The 18,878-nt window shown below is 72.0% G+C and carries 15 protein-coding genes, 6 tRNA genes and 2 pseudogenes; 9 read left to right on the forward strand and 14 right to left on the reverse strand.

Annotated elements, in window-relative coordinates:
- Nucleotides 1-77: 77 nt before the first annotated feature.
- Nucleotides 78-2,057 carry a threonine--tRNA ligase gene (gene thrS, locus ASC99_RS03835; RefSeq protein ID WP_057228240.1) on the reverse strand — a complete coding sequence of 660 codons (1,980 nt, stop codon included), beginning with the start codon at nt 2,055-2,057 and terminating at the stop codon, nt 78-80.
- A gap of 233 nt (nt 2,058-2,290) precedes the next feature.
- Here thrS and ASC99_RS03840 point away from each other — a divergent pair, with 233 nt between their 5' ends.
- Nucleotides 2,291-3,064 (forward strand): exonuclease domain-containing protein, encoded by a 774-nt coding sequence (locus ASC99_RS03840; protein ID WP_057228476.1) that lies wholly within the window; start codon nt 2,291-2,293, stop codon nt 3,062-3,064.
- A 92-nt stretch (nt 3,065-3,156) separates the two neighbouring features.
- On the opposite strand, the gene ASC99_RS03845 is transcribed toward ASC99_RS03840, so the two are convergent.
- The 3 genes from ASC99_RS03845 to ASC99_RS03855 all read right to left on the reverse strand — a co-directional run bounded on the left by ASC99_RS03845 (nt 3,157) and on the right by ASC99_RS03855 (nt 3,962).
- Nucleotides 3,157-3,228: transfer RNA gene (locus tag ASC99_RS03845), tRNA-Val, on the reverse strand.
- Nucleotides 3,229-3,401: 173 nt separating this feature from the next.
- Nucleotides 3,402-3,473: transfer RNA gene (locus tag ASC99_RS03850), tRNA-Val, on the reverse strand.
- Nucleotides 3,474-3,527: 54 nt separating this feature from the next.
- A complete protein-coding gene (locus ASC99_RS03855) occupies nt 3,528-3,962 on the reverse strand; it encodes a TIGR02611 family protein (RefSeq protein ID WP_057228242.1) in 435 nt (144 codons plus the stop codon).
- Nucleotides 3,963-4,157: 195 nt separating this feature from the next.
- Between ASC99_RS03855 and ASC99_RS03860 the strand changes: the two genes are divergently transcribed.
- The 3 genes from ASC99_RS03860 to ASC99_RS03870 all read left to right on the forward strand — a co-directional run bounded on the left by ASC99_RS03860 (nt 4,158) and on the right by ASC99_RS03870 (nt 5,938).
- On the forward strand, nt 4,158-4,571 hold the full coding sequence (locus ASC99_RS03860) for an SsgA family sporulation/cell division regulator (protein WP_030056266.1): 414 nt from the start codon (nt 4,158-4,160) through the stop codon (nt 4,569-4,571).
- A gap of 257 nt (nt 4,572-4,828) precedes the next feature.
- Nucleotides 4,829-5,395: a CGNR zinc finger domain-containing protein gene (locus tag ASC99_RS03865; protein WP_057228243.1), complete on the forward strand. Its 567-nt coding sequence runs from the start codon at nt 4,829-4,831 to the stop codon at nt 5,393-5,395.
- Nucleotides 5,396-5,434: 39 nt separating this feature from the next.
- Entirely contained in the window at nt 5,435-5,938 is a 504-nt protein-coding gene (locus tag ASC99_RS03870) for a DsbA family protein (protein WP_057228246.1), read from the forward strand.
- Between the two features lie 16 nt (nt 5,939-5,954).
- On the opposite strand, the gene ASC99_RS03875 is transcribed toward ASC99_RS03870, so the two are convergent.
- The 3 genes from ASC99_RS03875 to ASC99_RS03885 all read right to left on the reverse strand — a co-directional run bounded on the left by ASC99_RS03875 (nt 5,955) and on the right by ASC99_RS03885 (nt 8,774).
- Nucleotides 5,955-6,797 (reverse strand): N-acetyltransferase, encoded by an 843-nt coding sequence (locus ASC99_RS03875; RefSeq protein WP_057228248.1) that lies wholly within the window; start codon nt 6,795-6,797, stop codon nt 5,955-5,957.
- Between the two features lie 121 nt (nt 6,798-6,918).
- The gene (locus ASC99_RS03880; protein ID WP_369824381.1) at nt 6,919-7,734 is read right to left on the reverse strand and encodes an aminotransferase class IV; all 816 of its coding nucleotides are present in this window, start codon (nt 7,732-7,734) and stop codon (nt 6,919-6,921) included.
- Entirely contained in the window at nt 7,734-8,774 is a 1,041-nt protein-coding gene (locus tag ASC99_RS03885) for a chorismate-binding protein (RefSeq protein WP_057228480.1), read from the reverse strand. Before ASC99_RS03885 ends, ASC99_RS03880 begins: the two co-directional genes overlap by 1 nt.
- A gap of 301 nt (nt 8,775-9,075) precedes the next feature.
- Between ASC99_RS03885 and ASC99_RS03890 the strand changes: the two genes are divergently transcribed.
- The 4 genes from ASC99_RS03890 (at nt 9,076) to ASC99_RS03905 (ending at nt 9,485) form a co-directional block, all read left to right on the forward strand.
- A tRNA-Gly gene (locus ASC99_RS03890) sits at nt 9,076-9,148 on the forward strand.
- Nucleotides 9,149-9,191: 43 nt separating this feature from the next.
- Nucleotides 9,192-9,265: transfer RNA gene (locus ASC99_RS03895), tRNA-Cys, on the forward strand.
- A 33-nt stretch (nt 9,266-9,298) separates the two neighbouring features.
- Nucleotides 9,299-9,370: transfer RNA gene (locus tag ASC99_RS03900), tRNA-Val, on the forward strand.
- Nucleotides 9,371-9,413: 43 nt separating this feature from the next.
- Nucleotides 9,414-9,485 (forward strand) — tRNA-Val (locus tag ASC99_RS03905).
- A 239-nt stretch (nt 9,486-9,724) separates the two neighbouring features.
- On the opposite strand, the gene ASC99_RS03910 is transcribed toward ASC99_RS03905, so the two are convergent.
- Nucleotides 9,725-9,928 (reverse strand): hypothetical protein, encoded by a 204-nt coding sequence (locus ASC99_RS03910; protein ID WP_057228250.1) that lies wholly within the window; start codon nt 9,926-9,928, stop codon nt 9,725-9,727.
- A 431-nt stretch (nt 9,929-10,359) separates the two neighbouring features.
- Here ASC99_RS03910 and ASC99_RS03915 point away from each other — a divergent pair.
- Nucleotides 10,360-11,583: pseudogene (locus tag ASC99_RS03915) on the forward strand (serine/threonine-protein kinase); the annotation flags it as partial.
- Nucleotides 11,584-12,165: 582 nt separating this feature from the next.
- Here the strand turns inward: ASC99_RS03915 and ASC99_RS03920 are convergent.
- The 6 genes and pseudogenes from ASC99_RS03920 to cobT all read right to left on the reverse strand — a co-directional run.
- Nucleotides 12,166-12,546, reverse strand: a complete 381-nt coding sequence (locus tag ASC99_RS03920) for a VOC family protein (protein WP_057228251.1) — start codon at nt 12,544-12,546, stop codon at nt 12,166-12,168.
- Between the two features lie 202 nt (nt 12,547-12,748).
- Nucleotides 12,749-13,555: an RNA methyltransferase gene (locus tag ASC99_RS03925; RefSeq protein ID WP_057228253.1), complete on the reverse strand. Its 807-nt coding sequence runs from the start codon at nt 13,553-13,555 to the stop codon at nt 12,749-12,751.
- Between the two features lie 31 nt (nt 13,556-13,586).
- The gene (locus ASC99_RS03930; RefSeq protein ID WP_057228255.1) at nt 13,587-14,414 is read right to left on the reverse strand and encodes an alpha/beta fold hydrolase; all 828 of its coding nucleotides are present in this window, start codon (nt 14,412-14,414) and stop codon (nt 13,587-13,589) included.
- A 78-nt stretch (nt 14,415-14,492) separates the two neighbouring features.
- Complete coding sequence (locus ASC99_RS03935; RefSeq protein ID WP_057228258.1) at nt 14,493-15,482, reverse strand: NAD-dependent epimerase/dehydratase family protein; 990 nt, start codon at nt 15,480-15,482, stop codon at nt 14,493-14,495.
- A 55-nt stretch (nt 15,483-15,537) separates the two neighbouring features.
- Complete coding sequence (gene cobA, locus ASC99_RS03940; RefSeq protein WP_057228260.1) at nt 15,538-16,770, reverse strand: uroporphyrinogen-III C-methyltransferase; 1,233 nt, start codon at nt 16,768-16,770, stop codon at nt 15,538-15,540.
- A 97-nt stretch (nt 16,771-16,867) separates the two neighbouring features.
- Nucleotides 16,868-18,878, reverse strand: a pseudogene (gene cobT / locus ASC99_RS03945) (nicotinate-nucleotide--dimethylbenzimidazole phosphoribosyltransferase); the annotation flags it as partial.

Here is an 18,878-nt window from a genome sequence, read left to right on the forward strand (position 1 = left end):
GCCGGACCGGCTGTGCATAGCAGTGCGGGGCAGACTCGTTGAAGAGCCTGCCCCGCACGTACCGTTCGTACCGTTCGTCAGACCTGGATGCGGCGCTGGATCGCGTCCACGATCTCGGCCACGGCCTCGCCGACCGGCACGCCGTTCTTCTGCTCGCCGTTGCGGTAGCGGAAGGAGACCGCCCCCGCCTCGACGTCGTCGTTGCCGGCGATCAGCATGAACGGCACCTTGCTGCGCTGCGCGTTGCGGATCTTCTTCTGCATCCGGTCGTCCGAGGAGTCGACCTCGACCCGCACGCCCTGCTTCTTCAGCTCGGCCGCGACCTCCCGCAGGTACGGGATGTGCTCGTCGGTGATCGGGATGCCGACCACGGTGACCGGGGCGAGCCACGGCGGCATGGCGCCGGCGTAGTGCTCCAGCAGCACCGCGAAGAACCGCTCGATCGAGCCGAACAGGGCCCGGTGGATCATGACCGGACGCTGCCGGTTGCCGTCCGAGCCCTGGAACTCCAGCTCGAAGCGCTGCGGCAGCTGGAAGTCGACCTGGATGGTCGACATCTGCCAGGTACGCCCGATCGCGTCCCGCGCCTGCACCGAGATCTTCGGACCGTAGAACGCGGCACCGGCCGGGTCGAGCACCAGCTCGAGGCCCTGCTTCTCGGCCGCGGCCCGCAGGGTCTCGGTGGCCTCCTCCCAGTCCTCGTCCGAGCCGATGAACTTCTCCGGGTCCTTGGTGGAGAGCTCCAGGTAGAAGTCGTTCAGCCCGTAGTCGCGCAGCAGGTCCAGCACGAAGGTGAGCAGCGAGTCGAGCTCGTCCGCCATCTGCTCACGGGTGCAGTAGATGTGCGCGTCGTCCTGGGTGAAGCCGCGGGCCCGGGTCAGGCCGTGCACCACGCCGGACTTCTCGTACCGGTACACGGTGCCGAACTCGAAGAGCCGGAGCGGCAGTTCGCGGTACGAGCGGCCGCGCGAGCGGTAGATCAGGTTGTGCATCGGGCAGTTCATCGGCTTGAGGTAGTAGTCGATGTCGCCGTCGAGCTTCATGGGCGGGTACATGCCGTCGGCGTACCAGTCCAGGTGGCCGGAGAGCTCGAACAGGCTGCCCTTGGTGGCGTGCGGCGTGTAGACGAACTCGTAGTCCGCCTCCTCGTGCCGCTTGCGCGAGTAGTCCTCCATCACCCGGCGCATGATGCCGCCCTTGGGGTGGAACACGGCCAGGCCGGAGCCGATCTCCTCCGGGACGGAGAACAGGTCGAGCTCGGCGCCCAGCTTGCGGTGGTCGCGCTTGGCGGCCTCCTCCAGGAACTCCAGGTGCGCCTTGAGCTCGTCCTTGGTCGGCCACGCGGTGCCGTAGATGCGCTGCAGCATCGGGTTCTTCTCGCTGCCGCGCCAGTAGGCGGCCGCGTTGCGCATCAGCTTGAACGCCGGGATGTACCGGGTGGACGGCAGGTGCGGGCCGCGGCAGAGGTCGCCCCAGCAGTGCTCACCGGTCTTGGCGTCCAGGTTGTCGTAGATGGTCAGCTCGCTGCCGCCCACCTCGACGTCGGCACCCTCGCCGGCGGTGGCGGCGGAGCCCTTGAGGCCGATCAGCTCGAGCTTGTACGGCTCGGCGGCCAGCTCCTCGGTGGCGGCCTCGTCGGTGACCACCCGGCGGGAGAACTTCTGCCCGCGCTTGATGATCTCCTGCATCTTCTTCTCGATGGCCTTGAGGTCATCGGGATGGAAGGGCTTCTCGACGTCGAAGTCGTAGTAGAAGCCGTCCTTGACCGGCGGGCCGATACCGAGCTTGGCCTCCGGGAAGAGCTGCTGCACGGCCTGCGCCATCACGTGCGCGGTGGAGTGCCGCAGGATGTCCAGGCCGTCCTTGCTGGAGATCGCGACGGGCTCGACCTCGTCGCCGTCCTGCACCTGGTACGCCAGGTCCTTCAGCGCGCCCGCGACCCGGGCCGCGATGATCGAGCGGTCGTCGGCGAAGAGCTCGGCGGCGGTAGTGCCCGTGGTCACCACGCGCTCTTCCCGATCGGGTTCGCGGTTGATGATGATCCGGACGTCGGTCACCGGTCTCTCCTGACATCTGTGGGCCGCAGCACCATGCTGCGCGAGTCCGATGGTACCGAGAGCGGGGGCCCGACCGCGCACCCATATACCCCTGGCGGCGACGACGCGTCGAGTGGCGGGATTGAGGGAGTGTCAACTGCGGTATCACCAAGGCAGAACGCCGCTGTGCCCGGCGCGCCACTGGTCCTCGGTGGCGCGCCGGGCACCGCCAGGTGGTGATCGGGGGCCGCACCGTGCCGCACACTCCGCCCTGGTACCAGGGTCCACTCGCCTCTTTCGACACCGAGACCACCGGCGTGGACGTCGAGACCGACCGGATCGTCTCGGCCGCGCTGGTGCTGCAGGCCACACCCACCGCGCCGGCCCGTACCGTGAGCTGGCTGGCCGATCCGGGGGTGCCGATCCCGGACGCGGCCCGCGCCGTGCACGGCATCACCGACCAGCGGGCCAGGGACTTCGGCCGGCCGCCCCGGGTGGTGGTCGCCGAGATCGCCCGCGCGCTGGCCGAACAGGCGCTCGCGCACGTGCCGTTGGTGGTGATGAACGCCCCGTTCGACCTCACCCTGCTGGACCGCGAGCTGCGCCGGCACCGCGGCCTCTCGCTCGCCGACAGCCTCGGCCGGGCCGAACTACTGGTGCTGGACCCCCGGGTGATGGACAAGTACGTCGACCGCTACCGCAAGGGCCGCCGCACCCTGACCGACCTGTGCGCGCACTACGGCGTGACGCTGGACGGCGCGCACGACGCCACCGCCGACGCGACCGCCACCCTGCACCTGGTCCGCGCCCTGGGCCGCAGGTACGCGGCCCCGCTCGGTGTGCTGACCCCGGCCGAGCTGCACCTGCGTCAGGCGGTCTGGCACGCCGCCCAGGCCCGGGGGTTGCAGAGCTGGTTCGACCGCGAGGGCACCCAGGAGCGGGTGGACTTCGCCTGGCCGCTCCGCCCGGCCCGCTGCGCTTGCGGCCGTCGGCTCGCACTCGACCACCGCTGCGAGGCGGCGGCCTGAGCCCGGCCCCCAATTGCCGGTCGGTCTCAAGCTCCGGGAACGACTCAGGCCCCGACCGAACTTCCGGTCAGGGCCTGAGTGTTGACTCCGGGTGGGCGATACTGGGATCGAACCAGTGACCCCTTCGGTGTGAACGAAGTGCTCTCCCGCTGAGCTAATCGCCCGGGCAACGAGAAGAAGACTAGCACCACTTGGGGGTGGCTCCGCAAACCGGATCCCCAGCTCCCGTACCGGCTGCGGGGACTGATGCGGAATCAGTCCGGCTCAGGAACAGAACACGGAAACACCAGAAGACCCCGGCCAATTGAATTGGCCGGGGTCTTCTGCGCATTCCGGGTGGGCGATACTGGGATCGAACCAGTGACCCCTTCGGTGTGAACGAAGTGCTCTCCCGCTGAGCTAATCGCCCGGGTGCAGGGAAAACATTACCGCATGCCGTGGGGTGCTCCGGACACCCCCGTGGTCAGCGCAGCTTCCAGGGCATGGTGAGCCCGTACTTCCACAGGTACCAGCCGCCCAGACCCGCGATGATCACCACGCCGATGCTGGTGATGATGATGTTGCGCCGCCGCACCTTGGGGTCGAGTGCCCGCTGTGCCGCCTCGGTCACCTTGCGTTTGGTCCACCGGAGCACCAGCTGGGCCCAGACGAACTCGGTCGCCCAGATGCCCATGCCCAGGAAGATGACCACCCAGCCCGGACCGGGCAGCGGCAGCATCACCACGCCGAGCGCGACCACCGCGAGGCCGACCAGGAAGATCGCCACCTGCCAGCTGAGGTGCAGCGGCCTGGACCGTCGGATGAAGTGCGGAGCCTTGGAACCGAGACCGGCCTCCGGGGTCTCCGCCGGCGTCTGGGCCGAGCCCTCGGGCTCGGGATTGTCGTTTCGTACAGCCATACGGCGAAAACTACCGGAGTCCCCAGTCCTGGTGCGGCCGTTCCGACTGCCGTAGCGATTCTGCAATGCGCCGGAAGGGGTACGACTCGCGCCTGAATCGGGACAGACGGGTTTACACCGGGCTTTCAGGTGGGATGGTCCGTTCGCCGACGTGCGATTCCCCGAGCGCACACTGAGCGAAAGGCCCTGGCGCTTATGAACACCACGGTCAGCTGCGAGCTGCACCTGCGCCTCATCGTGTCCAGCGAGTCGTCACTGCCCGTCCCCGCGGGCCTGCGCTACGACACTGCCGACCCCTATGCCGTGCACGCCACCTTCCATACGGGTGCCGACGAGACCGTCGAGTGGGTGTTCGCCCGCGACCTCCTCGCGGAGGGGCTGCACCGACCCACCGGTACCGGCGACGTCCGGGTGTGGCCCTCGCGCAGCCACGGTCAGGGGGTGGTCTGCATCGCCCTGAGTTCTCCGGAAGGAGAAGCCCTGCTGGAAGCCCCGGCTCGTGCGCTCGAGTCTTTCCTCAAGCGCACCGATGCTGCGGTGCCACCCGGCACCGAACACCGTCACTTCGACCTCGACCGGGAACTGTCCCACATCCTCGCCGAGAGCTGACCGCCTCGACGTACGGGTCCTCCCGCCACCGCGTCCGTCCTACTCGGGGGCACGGTCGCACTCACAGCCGCCCAGCAAGCGGCCTCGGGGCCAGGCCCCGGTTCGCCCACACCAGGAGCGAGCCGGGGCCTTCGCCCGTTCCGCCCCGGGGCGCCCGGTGCGTCCAGGACGCCGCGCCGCCACCTGCTCTCCCGGTAGAGTCCACCGTGACGACCGACGCGGGGACCCTCGGCCCCCCGCCGCGCGAGGAGCCTCACGTGCTGATCACCCATGACACCGAGTGCGCGCTGGGCATTCTGGTCGAGCTGCTCAACACCTCGCCCGATGCCTGCGGCAGCGAGCGGTTCCCGGACCTGGCGGCGCTCGGTGCCTTCGTCGCCCGGCACGAGATCAGCGAGGTCGACTCGCTCACCGCCGCCGACCTGGCGGCCGTCCACCGGCTCCGGGCCCGGCTGCGCGAGGTGTTCTCGGCGTCCTCCACCGAGGAGGCGGCCGAGCTGGTCAACGCCGTGGTCGCGGCCGCCGGCACCACGCCCCGGCTGACCAACCACGACCAGCACGACTGGCACATCCACTACTTCGCCCCGCACGCCGCCCTGGGCGACCACCTGGCGGCCGAGCTGGGCATGGCGCTGGCCTTCATCGTGATGGCCGGCGAACGCGAACGGCTGCGCCGCTGCGAGGCGCCGGACTGCGCCCGGGTCTTCGTCGACCTCTCCCGCAACCGCTCCCGCCGCTACTGCGACAGCCGGACCTGCGGCAACCGCCTGCACGTCGCCGCCTACCGGGCCCGCCAGCGGGCGGAGACCGTCAGCGCCGGCTAACGACCCGGGCAGCCTCCGGCGGATGGAAGACTGGGGGGCATGACCGACGCCCCCCTCCCCCGCCTCGAGTTCTGGTGCGACCTCCAGTGCCCGGACTGCCGCACCGCCCTGGACGACGTACGGGCGCTGCGCGCGCAGTACGGCGACGCCCTGACCATCGAGCTGCGGCACTTCCCGCTGGAGAAGAACAAGCACGCCTACCCGGCCGCCGAGGCCGCCGAGGAGGCCTTCGCCCAGGGGCAGGGCTGGGCGTACGCCGAGGCCCTGCTGGCCCGCTGCGACGATCTGGCCAAGGCCGGGCAGCCGGTGCTCACCGCGCTGGCCGGTGAGCTCGGGCTGGACGCCGAGGAGGTCGAGCTCGCCCTGATCGACGGACGGCACATGCTGGTGGTCGACGCCGACCAGGCCGAGGGCAAGGCCATCGGCATCACCGGCACCCCGACGTACGTGATCGCCGGGCAGCGGCTGGACGGCGGCAAGAGCCAGGACGGGCTGCGCGAGCGGATCGTCGCGATCATCGAGGCGGCCCGCACGGATCACTGACTCGGACCGGTCGGTCTCAGGCAAGTGACTTGCCCATGACCCGCCGGGTGGTCCGGTAGCCGAGCGACTCGTACAGCCGGACCGCCACGGTGTTGCCGCTGAAGACGTTCAGCCCGAGCCTGCGCACGCCGGCCGCCAGGCACTCGCGTTCGGCGAGCAGCATCAGGGTGCGGCCGTGTCCGTGGCCGCGGTGCTCCGGTTCGACCGCGACGCTCATCACCCAGGCCAGCGGTTCGCCGTCGGGGCCGATCTCCTGACGGAGCGTCAGCCACAGGGTGCCCAGCAACGTGCCCTGCGCGTCCGTGAGTTCGCGCAGGGCCGTGCCCGGGGTGGCGTGGCCCTCACGCAGCAGCCGCTGGTGATCGGCCGCCACCTTGGCCCGGGCCGCCTGCTCGCCGACACCGGACGCGACCAGCTCGCGCCGATAGCCCGCCTTGGCCTGCTCCAGCCAGCTCTCGTACCGCTCCGGGCCGATCGGACGGACCGTCAGTTCTGTTGGTAGTTCGGGGACTTGGGTGAGCTCCTTGGCCAGGTTCAGCATCCGCTCGGTGTAGCCGAGGGTCACCGCCAGGCCGAGCGCGGCGTCGTTCCCCGCCGGTACGGTGACGTCCACCCGGCTGCACCCCCATGACCGGAGCACCTCCTCCGCCGCCAGCGCCCCGACGGTGCCCCGCCCCCGGCGCCGCCCACCGCTGACCTCCAGCTCGGAGATCTCCCCCCAGCGCTGCTCCCCGTACGGCCGCGCGGTGGTCCGCAACCCGCCCACCGGACGGCCGTTGACACAGATCAGCCACCGCCGGCTCAGACCCCCACCGGCCAGCAGCTCCTCGGGGTACTCCGGACGCAACGTGGTGGTCATGCGGTGACCTTTCCCCAACCACCGCGCCGCAACCGCTCGCCGGGCATCAGCCACCAGGGGCTCGGGGAACTGCGACGCCGACCTCGGAAAAAGTGATCCCTACGTGGGCGGTCAGGCACTTTCAGGGGTCGAGGTCGTCCGCCGCGCGCTCCGCGAACTGGGTCATCGCCTTGAGGGTGACCGGCCCCGGAGCGGGCAGCTCCCGGTCGTCGATGCGGGCGATGGCCTGCACGTCGCGCAGGGTGGAGGTGAGGAACGCCTCCTCCGCCTCGGCGAGCACCGCGAACGGCAGGTCGGTCTCCTCGGCCCCGGTCCACTCGATCACCAGCTGCCGGGTGATACCGGCCAGACAGCCGGAGGCGAGCGTCGGAGTGAGCAGTCGCCCGCCGAGCACGACGAAGATGTTCGAGCCGGTCCCCTCGCAGAGCTGCCCGGCAGTGTTGGCGAAGATCGCCTCCGAGGCACCGGCCCGGTGGGCGGCGGCCAGCGCGACGACGTTCTCCGCGTACGAGGTGGTCTTCAGGCCGGCCACGGCGCTGTGCTCGTTCCGGCGCCAGGGCACGGTGTGCACCGCGGTGGTGTCGGGCCGCCGGGTGGCGGTGCCGAGCGCGATCACCAGCGTGGTCGGGTCGTTGCCGCGCTCCGAGCCGAGCGGGGAGATGCCGCCGGTGCAGGTGATCCGGAGCCGGCCGAGCGGCATCGGGTTGGCCGCCAGCACCTGGGCCACGCCCTCCCGGACCAGCTCGTGGTCGGGGGCGGTCAGGCCGAGGCCGTGGGCGGAGCGGCTGAGCCGGTCCAGATGCCGGGTGAGCGCGAAGGGCTGCCCGTCCACCGCCTTCACGGTCTCGAAGACGCCGTCGCCGACGGTGAGTCCGTGGTCGAGTACGGAGACGGCGGCGCGGTCGTCGTCGACCAGGGAGTCGTTGACCCAGATCATCAGTTGCTGCTCCTCGGGTGCTGAGTGCCGTGCCCGGCCGACGCTATCGCGACCAGGCGGGCGGCCTTGAGTTCGGTCTCGTCCCACTCGCGCTCGGGGTCCGAGCCCCAGGTGATCCCCGCGCCGGTGCCGAACCGCAGCACAGGGCGGTCGGCGTCGGCCCGGTCGATCCAGAACGTCCTGATGCCGACCGCGAGTTCGGCCTCGCCGCGGTCCGCGTCGACCCAGCCGATCGCACCGCAGTAGGGGCCGCGCGGGGCGGTCTCCAGCGCGTCGATGATCCGCAGCGCGCTGGACTTCGGGGCGCCGGTGACCGAGCCGGGCGGGAAGGTCGCGTCGAACAGCGCGCCCCAGCCCGCACCGCCGTGCAGCCGGCCCGCGACGGTGGAGACCAGGTGGACCAGACCGGGGTGCTTCTCCACCACACAGAGATCGGGCACCGTCACGCTGCCGGTCTCGCAGACCCGGCCGAGGTCGTTGCGGACCAGGTCCACGATCATCACGTTCTCGGCGTGGTCCTTCTCCAGCAGGTCGTGCTCGGTCCGGCCGGTGCCCTTGATCGGTCCGGACGAGACGGCCCGGCCGTCCCGGCGCAGATACAGCTCGGGCGAGGCGGTGGCGATCTCGACGCCGTGCTCGGGCAGCCGGATGGTGCCCGCGTACGGAGCGGGGTTGCCGTGCGCGAGCAGGCCGGTGAGCGCGTCGATGTCGGTCCGGGCCGGATCGGGCAGCGGCGCGGAGAGCACCCGGCAGAGGTTGGCCTGATAGACCTCGCCGGCCGCGATGTGCTCACGGATCCGGCGCACGCCCGCCGTGTAGGCGTCCCGGTCGAGCGAGCTGTGCCAGCTGTCGGGCGAGGGGCCGAGCCATCCCTCGGTACGCGGCGGTGCCGGGTCGGGCCGCACCTCGTCGAAGCGGGCGCAGGTGAGCCGGCCCTCGAAGTCGTACGCGACGGCCCAGAAGCCGGCACCGTCCAGCACCGCCGGATCCGAGCTGACCTCCCGCAGCCCGGTCGCCAGCCGCCCGCCGAATCGGGCCATCGGGGCGGCGGTGAGGTGGGGTGCGGTGCGGCCGGACACGGTTCTCCTGCGCGGTTTCGGTGCTGCTCCGCGCGGTACGGGACACGGAGTGGTGCGGGACTGCGGTGGCTTGAAGTGTAGGTCGGAGGGGCTCTCCGGCGCCGGGCGCGGACCCTCCGGGGAGCTGACGGGGTGCCACTTCGGAGGCACCCCGGCGCCACGCTGCGGGAACGGAATTTGAGCTGGCCCAGGAATCCGCTAAAGTTCAACACGTCGCCGGGAAACGGAGCCGCAAACAAGCGGTGAAGTGACCGGGAGACAGGCGGACGTGGCTCAGTTGGTAGAGCATCACCTTGCCAAGGTGAGGGTCGCGAGTTCGAATCTCGTCGTCCGCTCGACGAAGAACAGTGTAAGCTCGTTCTTCTGTGTGTGTTGCCTGGTGGAGTGGCCGAGAGGCGAGGCAACGGCCTGCAAAGCCGTGTACACGGGTTCAAATCCCGTCTCCACCTCCAAGAGGTGTCCCTGGTTCGCCAGGGCCCCTCCCCGCGCGATTAGCTCAGCGGGAGAGCACTTCCCTGACACGGAAGGGGTCACTGGTTCAATCCCAGTATCGCGCACTCGGWCCYCTCGGGGTCCGGCTGCTGTACCGCACCACCACCCGCGCGATTAGCTCAGCGGGAGAGCACTTCCCTGACACGGAAGGGGTCACTGGTTCAATCCCAGTATCGCGCACCGCAGTTCGAGGGCCGTGATCCGACATCGGATCACGGCCTTTGGCATTCCCGGGAGTTGGAGCAGCCCGGGAGTTGGAAGAACGAGCAGACAGCAGCAGGGGCCGGGTACGGATCGCCCTCACCGACGATCCGTGCCCGACCCCTGCTCTTGCTGCCGGAGTGCTGTGCACCGTCTCCGCCCGTCCGCGTTGTCCCTGACGGTGCACTCCCGGCCGGCGCCGACCTCTCCCCAGAGGATCAGCGCCCGATCAGGTCGGCGACGGCCCTGGTCTGTGTCGCCAGGTGCTCCCAGCCGCCGAAGAACATCAGCAGGGCGACAGCGAAGGGGAGCACCATGGCCACGGCCACCGCCGGGTGCCGGGTGCCCTGCTCGGTGGAGCGGGCGGGCGCCTGGCGGAGCCCAATGCGGCGTCGGCCGGCTTCGGTGAGCTGGGTGGCCATGGTCGGTACTCCTGCCTTCTCTGTCGTGGTCCTGAGCTGGTGTCAGTCGATGCGGTGGGCGGTTCACCTCGGGGGACGAGCCGGGCCGCCCACCGCTATGAACAAAGGTATGCGGGGCCACCGACGGGGTCGTCATGCCCGCGTACCGTTCGATGGGCATCCCCGAGGATGACGCCGGGGCCCCCTGCCTACTACCGGAGGGGGAGACCGGGTGGCGGCGATCCCCGAGGCAACCCTGAGAGCTACCCCGAGGGGGTGCTCCGGCGCTGGTCAGTGCGGCCGTCCGGGCAGATCCGACAATCCGACCGGCCTGCCGGGTGTTGCGTATCAGCACACCGCAGCGAGGAGTCCGTAAGCTGTGCCGGAACAGGATTCTGACGGTGGCCCAACCGACGGGGTCTCACTCTTCAGGCTGACAGGAAGAACTGACTATGGCGATGATGCGGCTGAGGCGTGAGGACCCCCGCATCGTCGGCCCCTACCGGCTGCACCGTCGGCTCGGCGCCGGCGGGATGGGTGTGGTCTACCTCGGCTCGGACCGCAAGGGGCAGCGGGTCGCGCTCAAGCTGATCCGGGCCGAGCTGGCCGAGGACGCCGAGTTCCGCACCCGGTTCGCCCGCGAGATCGCAGCCGCCTCGAAGATCCGGGGTGGCTGTACCGCGCGGGTGGTCGCCTCGGACATCGAGACCGAGCGGCCCTGGCTGGCCACCGCGTACGTCCCCGGCCCCTCGCTGTACAAGCGGGTCGGCGAGGAGGGCCCGCTGCCCTGGCCGGAGGCGGCCCGGATCGGGGCCGCGCTGGCCGACGGGCTGGTCAAGGTGCACGAGGCCGGGGTGGTGCACCGCGACCTCAAGCCCTCCAACATCCTGCTCTCCCCCAAGGGCCCCCGGATCATCGACTTCGGCATCGCCTGGTCGCGCGGCGCCAGCACCCTCACGCACGTCGGCACCGCCGTCGGCTCGCCCGGCTTCCTGGCGCCCGAGCAGGTCCGGGGGGCGGCCGTGACGCCCGCCACCGACGTGTTCGCCTTCGGTGCCACCCTGGCGTACGCGCTCACCGGGGACTCGCCGTTCGGCTCCGGCGCCTCCTCCGAGGTGATGCTGTACCGGGTGGTGCACGAGGAGCCCGACCTCTCCGCCGTCCCGCCCTCGCTGGCGCCGCTGGTCCGGGCCTGCCTGGCCAAGGAGCCCGCCGAGCGGCCGGGGGCGGCTGCGCTGCACGAGCGGCTGACCGAACTCGCCTCCAGGGGAGCCCTGTTGGCCCCCGCCGCCCGCCGGGCCGCGCCCGCGCCGGCCGCCACCGCCGCAGCCGGTCCGCCGCCGGTCCGCCGACCGGCCGGTCCCGGCCGCCAGTCCACCACCGCCCCGATGCCACAGGCGCTGGCCGACGGACCGGTGAGGGAGCGTCAGACCGGCCCGAACGGCCGTCCCGTACCGCCGGGACCGCGCCAGGGCGGTCCCCAGCGGGACCGTCAGCACACCCTGCCGGGCCGCCCCGCCGAGGCCAGGCGACGGCTGCTCCGGCAGCGGGTGGTGGTCTTCGTGACCGTCACCGTCGGGGTCGCGCTGGCCATCGCAGCAGCGCAGGGCTGCGAGAACCGCAGCAACCAGGGCATGCACCCGGCCCCTGGAGTGAGCGCGCCCGGTACGTCCGGCTCACCCGTCTCGGTCTCGATCGACGGCGCCCAGCCGCCCGCCGCGCCGTTCGCGGCGGTGGCCCGGGGATCCGCCGACGCCGGGCTCGGCCCCGCCGTCGGGGTCGCGCTGCCTGCGGTGGACTGGCCCAACCGCAGCTACGCCGACCTGGCGGGCGGCCCGGCGATCCGGCTGCGGGACGGGCGTTCGGCGGTGGAGGGCGTGCAGGTCGGCCTCTCCACCGTGCTGCCCGCCCGCTACCACGGCGCCCCGGCGGCGCTGGTGGTGCTGCGCCGGGCCGAGGGATCGGCGCCGGTGGACCTGGTGCAGCTGTACGGCTTCAGCGCCGACACCCCCGTCCTGCTGGCCTCCCGTTCCTCGGTGGCCGACCCGCAGGCCACTGCGGCCTGGCGGATCGAGGGCGGCGCGCTGGTCCGGGAGGAGCGGGTCTCGCACACCGGTGCCGGGTCGACGACGCGTTACACCGTGCGCGGGGACGGGCAGTTGGAGGAGTCCTGGCCGGGCGCCGGAGTCTCCGGCGGTACCGGTACCGGCGGCAACGGCGGGACGGGCGGCAGCTGAGCCGCCGCCCGTCCCGGTCCGTCAGCCGCCGTACGGGCGGGTGATGATCTCCATGCCGTGGCCCGCCGGGTCGAGGAAGTAGACCCCGCGCCCGCCGTCGTTGTGGTTGATCTCGCCGGGCCGCTTGAAGTGCGGGTCGGCGTAGTAGGTGATCCCCGCCTGCCGGATGCGCTCGAAGGCGGCGGTGAACTCCTCCTCCGAGACCAGGAACGCGTAGTGCTGCATCACGATCGACTCGGCCGGGATGGCCGCGAAGTCGAGGGTGACGCCGTTGGCGGTGTCCACCGGGACGAACGGGCCCCAGGGGGTGCCGACCGCCAACCCGAGGACGTGAGCGAGGAATTGGGCGGACTCCCGGGCGTCCCGGGCGTGGATGATGGTGTGGTTGAGCTGAACTGCCATGAGTGGAATGCCTCCAGAAGGCACTCACGACACCTCCATGCCTCACCCGGCCGGTGACCGGCACGCGATGTCGTCTGCGAACGATCCTAGGCCGCCGCCCGCCGCAGGTCGAGCCCGGGGCCAATTCCCTGGCTCTGACTGCGAGTTCGCGCGGTCGACCGTCGTCCGTCTGCCGGAGGAACCCGTCGAGCCCGGCCTGCGGTCAGACTCCGACGTTCACGGCGTAGAAGGTGACTGCGGCGGCCGCGCCGACGTTCAGGGAGTCGATCCCGTGCGCCATCGGGATGCGAACCCGGCGGTCGGCGGCTGCGAGTGCCCGCTCGGTCAGGCCTTCGCCCTCGGCGCCCAGCATGACGGCGGCCTTCGGGATCAAGTGCGGGGTCGCGGCAGGCAGGTCGTCGGCGCCGGAGGGGGTGAGCGCGAGCAGTTCGAAGCCCGCCTCGCGGACGGTCTCCAGCGCAGCGGGCCACGGGTCGAGGCGGGCGTACGGGACCGCGAAGACCGCGCCCATCGAGACCTTGACGGCCCGTCGGTACAGCGGGTCGGCGCAGTCCGGGGAGAGCAGCACCGCGTCCATCCCGAGGGCGGCGGCGCTGCGGAAGATCGCACCGAGGTTGGTGTGGTCGACCAGGCCCTCCAGGATCGCCACCCGGCGTGCGGTGACCAGGAGTTCGGGGGCGGTCGGCAGCGGCTTGCGCTCCATCGAGGCGAGCGCGCCCCGGTGCACGTGGTAGCCGGTGACGGCCTCGGCCAGGCCCGGTTCGACCACGTGCACCGGGGCCGGGGTGTCGGTGATCACGTCGGCCATCACGTCGAGCCACTTCGGGGTGAGCAGCATCGATCGCATCCGGAACCCGGCCGCCACCGCCCGGCGGATCACCTTCTCCCCCTCGGCGATGAACAGCCCCTCCGCCGGCTCACGGCGGCGCCGCAGCTCGACGTCGGTCAGCCCGGTGTAGTCGGCGAGCCGGGGGTCGGCGGGATCGGTGATGGTTTCTGGTTCGGCCACGACGTCGATCTTGGCACATCGGCCGGGCTGGTCACTCCCCGGCGAACTCGCGCAGGTCGGCGGTCAGCCGGGCGGCGTGGGTGGCGAACAGACCGTGGGCGGCGTTCTGGTAGACCGTCAGGGTGCTGTCGGGGATCAGCTCGGCCGAGCGCCGGCCGGTCAGTTCGACCGGGTTCCAGACGTCGTGGGTGCCGTGCACGACCAGGACCGGGACGTCGATCTTCGGCATCTCGGCGGCCAGGTCCAGGGTGACCAGCAGGTCGGAGACCTCCCGAACGGCCTTCGGGGTCGCGGTCAGCGCAGCCCCGATCAGGTACTCCATGTGCTCGGCCGAGATCTCCACGCCGGGCAGGCCGACGCCGAAGAACGGCTCCCTGATGGCGTGGAAGAACTGCGCCCGGTCGGCCCTCATGGTCTCGTTGGCGGCCGCGATCACAGCCGGGTCCATCCCTTCCGGGAGGTCCGTCGACCGGACGATGCCCGGCACCGCTCCTGCCACCAGGGCGGCCCGGGCCACCCGGTCGCTGCCGTGCCGGGTCAGGCAGCGGACGATCTCGGCGGTGCCGACCGAGTGGCCCACCAGGGTGACGTCGGTGAGGTCGAGGTGCTCGAGCAGCGCGGCCAGGTCGTCGGCCAGCGTGTCGAGGTCGTAGCCGGTCCAGCAGTTGTCCGACCGGCCGTGCCCGCGCCGCTCCAGCGCCACGCAGCGGAAGCCCTCGGTGGCCAGCGGGAGCATCTGGTGCTCCCACATCTCGGTACCGAAGTAGGCGCCGCTGGTGAAGACCAGCGTCCGGCCGCCGGCCGGGCCCCAGTCGGCGAAGTGCAGGCGGGTTCCGTCGGCGGTCTCGAAGTACGACATGGTGGGCTCCCCCTGATGGTGTGTCCTGCGGTGTGATCACCATCCTGGCCCGCGGACATCCACCCGGTCGATTACCTGTCAGGTCATGCGGAGGGCCGCGAGCAGGTCGTGTTCGCGTTCGGGAGTGAGGCCGGCGCGGCGGGGGCGGTCCAGGCCCTGGGTGCGTTCCCAGGCGAGGGTGGCGGTCAGCAGGTCGGTGCGGGAGCGGTGGCGGAGGCCGGCCAGTCGGGCGGCGGAGCCGGTACGGGTGGAGAAGTCCTCCCAGCCGGGTTCGATCAGCCACATGGGGAGGGATTCGGGGCCCATGTACTCCTTGACGCCCTGTTCGAGCAGCCAGGCGGAGAGCGCGGCGACCACGGGGCCGGTGTGGCCACCGATGGTGCGGGAGAGTTCGAGCCACTCGGCGAGCGGGACGACGGGGCCCACCGCATCGTAGGTGCCGGTGGTCCCCGCTTCGGCGGCGGCGAGCAGCCAGGCGGCCAGGTCCCGGACGTCGACGACCTGGGTCGGCAGAGCCGGGGTGTCCGGGACCAGCATCGGGGCGTGCGGATCGCGGGCGGCCCGGGCTACCCAGTAGCCGGAGCGGCCGCTGTAGTCGCCGGGACCGCCGATCAGACCGGCCCGGGCGATCAGCAGGCGGTCGGCGACCACGGCGGAGGCCAGCTCGCAGGCGACCTTCGCCTCGCCGTACTGGGAACGGTCGGCCTCGCGGAGCTCGGTCGGCGGAAGCAGCGGCGTGGACTCGTCCGCACCGGCACCGGCGCCGGGGGCGTAGGCGCTGACGGAGGAGACGTACGTCCAGTGCCCGGCCCGGCCGCTGAGCGCAGTGAGCGCGTCGCGGACGAAGCCCGGCTGCCAGGACACCTCGACGACGGCGTCCCAGTCCCGGTCGAGCAGCGGCTGGTAGGCCGCCGGGTCGCTGCGGTCGGCGGTCACCAGGCGTGCGCCGTCCGCGACCCGGCCGCTCTTGCCGCGCGCCAGGCAGGTCACCTGGTGGCCGCGCTCGATCGCCTGCCGGGAAAGCTCACGGCCGAGCCATGCCGTGCCACCCAGAACGAGAATCTCCATCCCGCCACCCAAACAGCTCGGCCAAGGGGTGACGGGACGGTTCGCTGACAGCGGATCAGCCGAGGACGTTGACCACGTCGCCGATCACGATCACGGCCGGGGGCTTGATCTGCTCGGCCGTCACCACCTCGCCGACCGTGGCGAGGGTGGCGTCCACCCGGCGCTGGGCGGCGGTGGTGCCCTCCTGGACGACGGCGACGGGGGTGTCGGCGGAGCGGCCGGCCTCGATCAGACGGGCGGCGATCGCGCCGATCTTGTCGACCGCCATCAGCAGCACCAGGGTGCCGGTCATCCGGGCGGCGGCGTCCCAGTTGGTCAGCGAGCGCTCGTCCGGGCCGACATGGCCGGAGATCACCGTGAACTCGTGCGTCATGCCCCGGTGGGTGACCGGGATGCCGACCGCCGCCGGGACGCTGATCGAGCTGGAGATGCCGGGCACCACGGTGACCGGGATGCCCGCCTCGACGCAGGCCAGCAGCTCCTCGCCGCCCCGGCCGAAGACGTACGGGTCGCCGCCCTTGAGGCGGACCACGAACCTGCCCGCCTTGGCGTGGTCGATCAGGGTCTGGTTGATCGCCTCCTGGGCCATGTAGCGGCCGTACGGGATCTTGGAGGCGTCGATCACCTCGACGTGCGGCGGCAGCTCGGCGAGCAGCTCGCGCGGGGCCAGCCGGTCGGCGACCACCACGTCCGCGTCGGCGAGCAGCCGACGGCCGCGGACGGTGATCAGGTCGGGGTCGCCGGGGCCGCCGCCGACCAGCGCGACGCCCGCCGCGTGGGCGCGGAACTGACGGGCCGCCAGCGAGCCGTCGCGCAGGCCCTCGACGATGGAGTTGCGCAGCGCGGCGGAGTGCCGGGGGTCGCCGGTCAGCACCGAGACGGTGGCGCCGCCGTCCCGGCCCGAGGCCGGGGTCCAGGCGGAGGCGGCGGAGGCGTCGTCGCTGCGGGCGCAGAACACCCGCAGGCGCTCGGCCTCGGCGGAGACGGCGGTGTTGACGGCCGGGTCGTCGGTGGCGACCAGCGCGTACCAGGTGTCGGCGAGGTCGCCCTCGGCGTAGCCCCGCCGGTGCCAGGTGAGCTCGCCCGCGTCGGCCATCGCCTGCACGGCGGGGGTGGTGGCGGGCGATATCAGCTGGATGTCCGCACCGGCCGCGATCAGGGCCGGCAGGCGGCGCTGGGCCACCTCGCCGCCGCCGACCACGACGACCCGGCGGCCGGTGAGCAGCAGGCCGACGGGGTAGGGGGTGCGGCCCTCGGTGCTGGGGTGGGGGTTGGGCGCGGTGCTCATCGGCGGTGCTCCTGGGGGCGGGAGGGTTCTACGGGGGTGCGGCAGCGCTCCCCGCACCGGCGCGCCCTCGGGCCGGTGCGGGGGTACTGCGGAGACGTCACTTCTCGGTGACGCCGGCGGAGTCGAAGGTGGCTACATCGTGCATCGCCCGGGCCGCACTCTGCACCAGCGGGAGGGCCAGCAGTGCGCCGGTGCCCTCGCCGAGCCGCAGGTCCAGCTCGATCAGCGGGCGCAGGCCGAGCTTGGCCAGCGCGGCCTGGTGGCCGGGTTCGGCCGAGCGGTGTCCGGCGATGCAGGCGGCCAGCACCTCGGGCGCGATGGCCTTGGCGACCAGTGCGGCCGAACCGGCGATCACACCGTCCAGGATCACCGGGGTGCGCAGCGAGGCGGCGCCGAGCAGGAAGCCCGCGATCGCGGCGTGCTCGAGACCGCCGACTGCGGCCAGTACGCCGATCGGGTCGGACGGGTCCGGCTGGTGCAGCGTCAGGGCGCGGCGGATGACCTCGATCTTGCGGGCGTGCGTCTCGTCGTCGATGCCGGTGCCACGCCCGGTCACCTCGGCCGGGTCCAGGCCCGCGAAGACCGCGATCAGGGCGGCCGAGGCGGTGGTGTTGGCGATGCCCATGTCGCCGGTGATCAGCACCTTGTTGCCGGCCGCGACCAGGTCGCGGGCGGTCTCGATGCCGACCTCGATCGCCTTCAGGGCCTCGTCCCGGCTCATCGCCGGACCCTGCGTCATGTCGTCGGTGCCGGGCTTGACCTTGCGCGGCAGCAGGCCGGTGGTCCGGCCCTGCTGGATCGGCTCGGGCAGCTCGGCGGCGACGCCGTCCTCCAGTGCCTCGGCCATCGCCCGCAGCCCGGCCAGCGGGGTCCGCAGGTCGTGCGAGATCCAGGTTCGCCACCATCTGGGCGGTGACCTCCTGCGGCCACGGGGTGACGCCCTGGGCGTGCACGCCGTGGTCACCCGCGAAGATCGCCACGCAGCCGGGCTCCGGGATCGGCGGCGGGCACTTCCGGGACAGGCCGCTCAGCTGGGCGGCGATGATCTCCAGCATGCCGAGCGAACCGGCCGGCTTGGTCATCCGCTTCAGCCGGTCCCACGCCTCGCCGAGCGCCTTGGCGTCCAGCGGGCGGATGCCGCGCAGGGTGTCGGTGAGCAGGCTGGACGGCTCCTCGCCGGGCAGCGCGCGGTTGCCGTACTGCTCCTCGTGCACCACCCAGGACAGCGGGCGCTTCTTGGCCCAGCCCTGCTGCTGGAGCTCGGGCTCCTCGGGGAACGAGTCCACGTACCCGACGCAGAGGTAGGCGACCACGTCGAGGTGGTCGGGCAGGCCCAGCTCGCGGACCATCTCCTCCTCGTCGAAGAAGCTCACCCAGCCGACGCCCAGGCCCTCGGCGCGAGCGGCCAGCCAGAGGTTCTCCACCGCCAGGGCGGCCGAGTACGGCGCCATCTGCGGCTGGGTGTGGCGGCCCAGGGTGTGCCGGCCGCCCCGGGTGCGGTCGGCGGTGACCACGATGTTCACCGGGGTGTCGAGGATGGCCTCGATCTTGATTTCCTTGAACTGCTTGGCGCGGGCCTTGGGCAGCGAGTCGGCGTACGCCTCGCGCTGACGCTCCGCCAGTTCGTGCATCTTGCGGCGGGTCTTGGCGGAACGGATCACCACGAAGTCCCACGGCTGCGAGTAGCCGACGCTGGGCGCGGTGTGGGCGGCCTCCAGGACCCGGATCAGCACCTCGTGCGGGATCGGGTCGGGGCGGAAGCCGTTGCGGATGTCGCGGCGCTCGCGGATCACCTGGTGGACGGCGTCGCGGCCGGCCTCGTCGTAGCCGGGGGCGGCGGGCGGGCGCTCAGTCTCGGGTTCGGGCACTGACACGACCTCTGACACGGGTTCGGGCTGAGCGACGACTGCGACGGGCTCCGGCTCGGCCTCGGGCTCCACCACGGGGATGGGCTCGGGCTCCAGCTCGACGGGGGCGGGCTCGACCACGGCTTCGGGCTGAACGGCCGTCAGCTCGGGCTCGGCCGGCTCCTGGAGCTGGGTCGGGAAGGACGCGGGCGTCAGTTCGCCGCTGACCGTCTCGGCCGACGGGGCGAGATCCGGGCGGGG

The organism is Kitasatospora sp. Root107, from assembly GCF_001424875.1.
Classification (GTDB): domain Bacteria; phylum Actinomycetota; class Actinomycetes; order Streptomycetales; family Streptomycetaceae; genus Kitasatospora.

Coding starts and splice junctions, on each gene's coding strand:
- ASC99_RS03885 (WP_057228480.1), bottom strand. CDS start 8,774: ATGGCCCGATTCGGCGGGCGGCTGGCGACCGGGCTGCGGGAGGTCAGC.
- ASC99_RS03910 (WP_057228250.1), bottom strand. CDS start 9,928: ATGGCCACCCAGCTCACCGAAGCCGGCCGACGCCGCATTGGGCTCCGC.
- ASC99_RS03855 (WP_057228242.1), bottom strand. CDS start 3,962: ATGGCTGTACGAAACGACAATCCCGAGCCCGAGGGCTCGGCCCAGACG.
- ASC99_RS03860 (WP_030056266.1), top strand. CDS start 4,158: ATGAACACCACGGTCAGCTGCGAGCTGCACCTGCGCCTCATCGTGTCC.
- ASC99_RS03935 (WP_057228258.1), bottom strand. CDS start 15,482: ATGGAGATTCTCGTTCTGGGTGGCACGGCATGGCTCGGCCGTGAGCTT.
- ASC99_RS03920 (WP_057228251.1), bottom strand. CDS start 12,546: ATGGCAGTTCAGCTCAACCACACCATCATCCACGCCCGGGACGCCCGG.
- cobA (WP_057228260.1), bottom strand. CDS start 16,770: ATGAGCACCGCGCCCAACCCCCACCCCAGCACCGAGGGCCGCACCCCC.
- ASC99_RS03880 (WP_369824381.1), bottom strand. CDS start 7,734: ATGATCTGGGTCAACGACTCCCTGGTCGACGACGACCGCGCCGCCGTC.
- ASC99_RS03870 (WP_057228246.1), top strand. CDS start 5,435: ATGACCGACGCCCCCCTCCCCCGCCTCGAGTTCTGGTGCGACCTCCAG.
- ASC99_RS03930 (WP_057228255.1), bottom strand. CDS start 14,414: ATGTCGTACTTCGAGACCGCCGACGGAACCCGCCTGCACTTCGCCGAC.
- ASC99_RS03875 (WP_057228248.1), bottom strand. CDS start 6,797: ATGACCACCACGTTGCGTCCGGAGTACCCCGAGGAGCTGCTGGCCGGT.